This window comes from Sphingopyxis sp. (assembly GCF_035250425.1).
Taxonomy (GTDB): domain Bacteria; phylum Pseudomonadota; class Alphaproteobacteria; order Sphingomonadales; family Sphingomonadaceae; genus Sphingopyxis.
The window spans coordinates 1-6581 of sequence record NZ_DATFFD010000145.1 but is presented as its reverse complement, the minus strand read 5'-3'; the positions used below and the strand labels follow the sequence as shown (position 1 = coordinate 6581).

5 protein-coding genes are annotated in these 6581 nt (G+C 67.1%); 4 read left to right on the top strand and 1 reads right to left on the bottom strand.

What is annotated here, in order from left to right:
- On the bottom strand, nt 1-222 hold a 222-nt coding region (locus VJ811_RS08360), incomplete at its 3' end, for a sugar phosphate nucleotidyltransferase (protein ID WP_324071808.1).
- Between the two features lie 129 nt (nt 223-351).
- On the opposite strand from VJ811_RS08360, the gene VJ811_RS08355 reads away from it, so the two are divergent.
- The 4 genes from VJ811_RS08355 to VJ811_RS08340 all read left to right on the top strand — a co-directional run.
- The gene (locus tag VJ811_RS08355) at nt 352-1740 is read left to right on the top strand and encodes a TIGR03013 family XrtA/PEP-CTERM system glycosyltransferase (protein WP_324071807.1); all 1389 of its coding nucleotides are present in this window, start codon (nt 352-354) and stop codon (nt 1738-1740) included.
- A gap of 2 nt (nt 1741-1742) precedes the next feature.
- Nucleotides 1743-3863, top strand: a complete 2121-nt coding sequence (gene prsK / locus VJ811_RS08350; RefSeq protein WP_324071806.1) for an XrtA/PEP-CTERM system histidine kinase PrsK — start codon at nt 1743-1745, stop codon at nt 3861-3863.
- The gene (gene prsR / locus VJ811_RS08345) at nt 3860-5236 is read left to right on the top strand and encodes a PEP-CTERM-box response regulator transcription factor (RefSeq protein ID WP_324071805.1); all 1377 of its coding nucleotides are present in this window, start codon (nt 3860-3862) and stop codon (nt 5234-5236) included. The genes prsK and prsR overlap by 4 nt, the downstream gene beginning before the upstream one ends.
- A gap of 134 nt (nt 5237-5370) precedes the next feature.
- A partial coding sequence (locus VJ811_RS08340) for a tetratricopeptide repeat protein (RefSeq protein WP_324071804.1) occupies nt 5371-6581 on the top strand: 1211 nt, incomplete at its 3' end.

The window sequence follows — 6581 nt, the reverse complement described above, 5'->3', positions numbered from 1 at the left end:
GTCGTTCATCTGTTCGCGGACCATCGCGACATGGCCGTCGCCGCAGAGCACGATCGGCGGGAGAAAATCGGGACCGGCAGGGGTGCGCTCGACCGTCTGGCGAAACAGGCTGCGCTGGCCGTGAAGCAGCAGGAACTGCTTCGCGCGGGTGCCACGCGATTCGGGCCACAGGCGGGTGCCCGCGCCGCCGCACAGGATAACAGGCTGGATCATCAGCGTCATAACGCACGGTCTATCGCGTCGGATGCGGCGGGTCATCCTTTCATTGCCCGAAATGACGAGTGTAAAATTAACCGACAGTTGACGCCTCGGCTGTAGTATCGGGCGAACGAAAGGGTCTGGAAATTTTCCATGTTTCGGCTGTTCAAACATTATGTTCCGCACGCCGTCGTCTGGCTGGCGCTGATCGAATTTTTCGCGCTGCTCGGCTCGGCCGAGGGGGCGTGGCATCTCTATGCGCACCAGGCGGGGTTCGATGCCGGGCCGCTCGCCGGCCGCTGGCTGCCGCTTGTGACTTTTGGCGTCGCCAACTCGCTCGCGATGATGGCGACCGGAATGTACGGTAACGAGGGGCTGCGCTCGATGCGTTTCGCCACCGCGCGCCTGCTCGCGGCCATCTCGCTCGGCGTGATCTTCCTCTCGGTGCTCGGCTTCCTGTTGCCGACCGCGACATTGTGGCGCGCCAACAGCCTGTACGCGATGCTTTTTGCCATCGCGGTGCTGTTCCTGATCCGTCTCGTGCTGACCCAGTCGGGGGGAACCGAAGCGTTTCGGCGCCGCATCCTCGTACTGGGCGCGGGGCCGCGCGCGGCGCGATTGGCGGCCTTGGCCGACGCGCCGGGGAGCGGGCTCGAGATGGTCGGCTTCGTTGCGATGAGTGCGGCCGAAAAGACCGTGCCGGGCGCCGTGCCGCGCGAAAAGCTCGACAATCTGTCGGACCATGTCGTGATGCTGCGCGCGGGCGAAGTGGTGCTCGCGCTCGAGGAACGGCGCAATGCGCTGCCGCTGAACGACCTGCTGCGCGTCAAGACGACGGGGGTGCATGTCAACGACATCGCGAGCTTCATCGAGCGCGAGACGGGGCGCGTCGACCTGGCGACGACGAACCCCAGCGGGCTGATATTTTCCGACGGCTTTTCGGCCGGGCAGCGCATTTCGAAGGTCGGCAAGCGCATGTTCGACATTCTCGCGAGCCTGATCGTGCTGGTGATCGGCCTGCCGCTGATCGTCATCGCGGGGATTGCGGTGATGCTCGATAGCCGCGGGCCGGTCTTTTACCGCCAGCCGCGTGTCGGCCTGTTCGGCGAGCCCTATGACATTTTCAAGATCCGTTCGATGCGCACCGATGCCGAGGCGGCGGGCAAGGCGGTGTGGGCGGCCGAGAATGATCCGCGCGTCACGCGCGTCGGCCGCGTGATCCGCAAGCTGCGCATCGATGAATTGCCGCAGACCTGGTGCGTGCTGAAGGGCGACATGAGCTTTGTCGGGCCGCGCCCCGAACGCCCGAGCTTCGTCGAGGAACTCGAAAAGAAGCTGCCCTATTATGCCGAACGCCACATGGTGAAACCGGGTCTGACCGGCTGGGCGCAGATCAACTATCCCTATGGCGCGTCGGTCGAAGATGCGCGGGTGAAGCTCGAATATGATCTCTATTACGCCAAGAATTATTCGCCCTTCCTCGACTTGTTGATCCTGCTCCAGACGGTGCGCGTCGTGCTGTGGCCGGAGGGAGCCCGCTAGCCGTGGGCCCGCTGACCGGCCTGTCCCAGATCCTGTCGGGCCTTGCGCTGGCGGGCTTTGCCGGCGTCGCGCTGTGGCTGCTGATGCGGCCGCGCGCGCGGATGGCGGCGTTGATGCCGGCGCCGCGATTGCTCGCCGCGACCGCCGCCGCCACCGCGCTGTGGTGCGCATCGCTGACTGCCTATGGTCCCGGATCGTCGCAATCTTTGGTCGTCCAGACGGTGCGCGACCTCGCCATGCTCCTCTGGCTGGGGGCGACCTTCTGGTCGCCGCGCGCGCCGATGTCGCGGCCGCTGCGCCTGATCGCGCGCATGCTCGCGGCGATCTGCCTGTTGACGCTGCTGCTCGGCGCGGCGGCGCATTTGCGCGCCGGTGCGGCGGCCGAGCCTTGGATGACGCCGACGATGGGCTTTGCCGCGGCGGTCGTGGCGATCGGCGGACTGCTGATGATCGACGGCGGGGTTCGCCACGCGAGCGCGGGGCAGCGCATGCCGGTGATGGCGGTCGCGGGCGGGTTCGCGATGCTGTGGGCCTATGAGCTCAACGTCCAGCTGATCGGCGCGCTGACCGGCAAAATCGCATCGATGCTGATCGCGCTGCTTCCGGCGATCGTGCTGCTCACCCTGCCGGTCTATGTCGTCGCCGCGATGGACATCGGGCGCGAAAGGATGCGTTTGTCGCGCACCGCCGCGACGCGCACGCTGATCCTGCTGGGCGCCGCCGCCTATCTGATCGTGATCGCGCTGACGGGGGCGGTCGCGCGCGTTGCCGGCGGCGATTATGCCGAACTGGCGCAGGCGATCTCGTTGCTGGTGGCGCTCGGCATCGGCGGCCTGATGCTCGCCTCGGCACGATCGCGAGCCTGGCTGTCGGTGATGATTTCCAAGCATTTCTTCGAGCATCGTTATGACTATCGCGCCGAATGGATGCGCTTTACCGCGACTTTGGGGCAGGGCGCCAAGGGCGATGGGGGCGAGGACGACCGCAATTTGCACCGCCGCGTCGCCAAGGCGCTCGCCGAACTGACCGGAAGCCCGGGCGCGCTGCTGATGCTGCCCGGCGCGTCGGGCGGTTTTCGCATCGCCGAGCATTGGCATTGGCCGGACGGCGCGAGCGAGGATGCGACGCTGTCGCTTCGGTCGGCCTTCATGCTGCAGGAGACGCAGCATATCGTCGACCTCGACGCCGAGCGCCGAGGGAATCCCGGCGAGGATCTGGCGATCCCCGACTGGCTGATCGCCGATACGCGCGCGTGGGTCGTGGTGCCGGTGCTGCATTTCCAGCGGATGATCGCGATCGTCGTCTTGCATCGCCCCGCGGTGTCGCGCGCGCTCGACTGGGAGGATCTCGACGTGCTGCGCATCGCCGGGCAGCAGGCGGCGAGCTATCTGGCCGAAGCGCAAAGCCAGCAGGCCTTGTCCGAGGCGCGGCGGTTCGACGAGTTCAATCGTCGCTTCGCCTTCATCATGCACGACATCAAGAATCTGGCGAGCCAGATCGGATTGCTCGCGCGCAATGCCGAACGCCACGCCGACAAGCCCGATTTCCGTGCCGATATGGTCGAGACACTGAAGATTTCGGCGGGGCGGCTTTCCGACCTGCTCGTTCGCCTGTCGCCGCGCGAGCGCGGTCCGGCGGCGGAGGCGGGGCGGACGTTGGTCGAGCCGGTGCTGAACGAGATCGCGGCCGAGATGCGGCAGCGCCGGGCGCTGTTCGTCGGCTGTCAGGCAGGGCTGTCGGCGTGGGGCGATGCGGGCGCGATCCGGCAGATTGTCCAGCATCTTGTCGCCAACGCGATCGACGCGTCGGCGCCCGAGACGCCGGTGCAGGTCGTCGCGGTGACCGAACAGGGGCGGGTGCGGATCGACGTGATCGACCAGGGGTGCGGCATGACGCGCGATTTCATCCGCGACGAGCTGTTCAAGCCCTTTGTATCGACGAAGGAATCGGGTTTCGGGCTGGGGGCGTTCGAAGCGCTGCAGATCGCGCAGGCGATGGGCGGGGCGATCGAAGTGGCGAGCGAGCCGGGCAAGGGGAGCAGCTTCACGCTCTGGCTGCCGCTCGCCGATGCGCGCGGCGACGCGGGCCTCGATGCGCGTGTGATGAAAGTGGGACATAAATGAACGAAAGCGGGGCCAATCTGCGCAAATTGCTGGTGGTCGAGGATGACCCCGGGCTGCAGGCGCAGCTCAAATGGGCGTATGAGGATTATCAGGTGATCGTCGCGGGCGATCATGATGCGGCGATCGAGTCGCTGCGCGCCGAGGAGCCCGATGTGGTGACGCTCGACCTTGGCCTGCCGCCCGATCCCGACGGCACGCGCGAGGGGTTCCGGACGCTGAAGGCGATCCTCGAGGCCAAGCCCGATACGAAGGTGATCGTCGTGTCGGGGCATGGCGAACGCGCGAGCGCGCTGACCGCGATCGCGAGCGGGGCGTGGGATTTCTATCAGAAGCCGATCGATATCGACGAGCTGGGGCTGATCGTTGCCCGTGCCTTCCATGTGCGCGAGCTCGAGGTCGAAAATGCGCGGCTGGCGGAGCAGGGCGCGGGCGACAATCGCGTGCTCGGCGGGATGATCACGGGGGCGCCCGAGATGTTGAAGGTCGCGCGCACGATCGAGCGCGTCGCGAACCTCGACGTGTCGGTGATGCTGCTCGGTGCGAGCGGCACCGGCAAGGAATTGCTCGCGCGCGGGCTGCACGAGGCGAGCGGGCGGCGCGACGGCGCGTTCGTCGCGATCAACTGCGCCGCGATCCCCGAGAATTTGCTCGAAAGCGAATTGTTCGGGCATGAGAAGGGCGCGTTTACGGGGGCGGTGAAGACCACCGAGGGCAAGATCGAGCTGGCGCATGGCGGGACCTTGTTCCTCGACGAGGTCGGCGATATTCCGCTACCGCTGCAGGTGAAATTGCTCCGCTTCCTACAGGAGCGCACGATCGAGCGGATTGGTGGGCGCAAGGCGATCGCGGTCGACACGCGGATCGTTTGCGCGACGCACCGCGACCTCGATGCGATGATTGCCGAGCAGAGTTTTCGCGACGATCTTTATTACCGGCTTGCCGAGATGGTGGTGAAAATCCCGTCGCTCGCCGAACGGCCGGGCGATGCGGTGCTGCTCGCGCGGCATTTCCTCCATCAATATGCGCCCGAGATGAACCCCGCGGTGCGCGGCTTTGCGCCCGACGCCTTGCAGGCGATCGACGAGGGGCGCTGGCCGGGCAATGTCCGCGAGCTGGAAAACCGCATCAAGCGCGCGGTGATCATGGCCGACGGCAAGCTGGTGATGCGCGAGGATCTGGACATGGCGGGCGGCGAGCAAGAAGGCGAGGAGGCGTGGCTGAACCTGCGCAGCGCGCGCGAAGCCGCCGACCGCGTCGCGATCCGCCGCGCGATGACGCAGAGCGAGGGCAATATTTCGGCGGCCGCCAAGCTGCTGGGGATCAGCCGGCCGACGCTGTACGACCTGCTCAAGCAGTACCGGATGCAGGCCTGAATGGATTTGGGGCACTTTCTCCATCCTCGTCATGCTGAACTCGTTTCAGCATCCATGGCCGAAACTCCCGTCGTGCGCTGCGCATTGGGCGAGGGCGGGCCATGGACCCTGAAACAAGTTCAGGGTGACGGAAAATGAGACGCCTGGTTTTCGGCGCACTGATTGCTGTGGCGCTCGCCGGGTGCGACGGCGGGTTTTCGACCGCGCCGCGCAAGGCGCTCGAAGAACGCCGCGCTGCTCTCCAGAAGGTCGTCGCCGACAACCCGGACGACATCGCACGCCGCGTCGAGCTGGCGCGCGTCGCGATCCGGCTCGGCGACGGGGTTGGAGCCGAAGCCGCAGTAAAAGGCGCGCTCGGCGCGGGCGCGAACGACGCGGCGCTGCGCCCGCTGCTCGCGCGTGCCTATGCGATGCAGGGCGAAGGTGCCCGCGCGCTCCAGACGCTCGACGACGGCCCGGTCATCCCCGAGATGGTGGGTGAAGCGGCGTGGGTCGCGGGCGATGTGCATCTGGGCAATGGCGATCTGGGCGCGGCGCGCGAGGCCTATGACCGTGCGGTGCACGAACTGCCGCGCAGTTCGGCCTTGTGGGTCGATGTCGCGCGTTTTCGCGACGCCAATGCCGATGTGCTCGGCGCGCGCGATGCGGTCGATTATGCGATCGAGCTCGACAAGACGAACAGCGCGGCGCTGGCGTTCAAGGCGAACCTCGTGCGGACCGAGGATGGGCTCAAGGCCTCGCTCGGCTGGTATGAGAAGGCGCTTGCCGCCGATCCCGACAATGAAGATGCGCTGATCGAGCAGGCGGCGACGCTCGGCGATTTGGGGCGCTACCGCGATATGCTGACCGCGCTGCGCCACGCCGCGACGATCGTTCCGCGCGACCCGCGGCTCTTTTATCTGCAGGCCGTGCTCGCTGCGCGCGCCGGCAATTACCGGCTCGCGCGCAGCCTGTTGCAACGCACGCGCGGCGAACTCGACGCGCAGCCGTCGTTCATGCTGCTCAGCGCGATCGTCGAACTCGAACTCGGCGGCGAGGCGGTCGCCGCGACCTGGGCCGACCGGCTGCTGGCCGAGCAGCCCGAGAATTTCACCGCGCGCCGCATCCTCGCGGCGGCCGAATGGGCCGATGGCGATGCCGACGCGGCGCTTGAGGCCTTGCTGCCACTGGTCCAGCGTCCCGACGCCGATAGCTGGTCGCTGCTGCTCGCGTCGCGCTCCGCCGCGGAACTCGGCCGGCGGATCGAATCGGCGGACTATCTGGGGCGCGCGGCGGCGCTGGCGCCCGGCGAAGCGGTGCCCTTTGCCGCCGACAATGACTATGGCCTGCTGACGTTGGCGGCCGA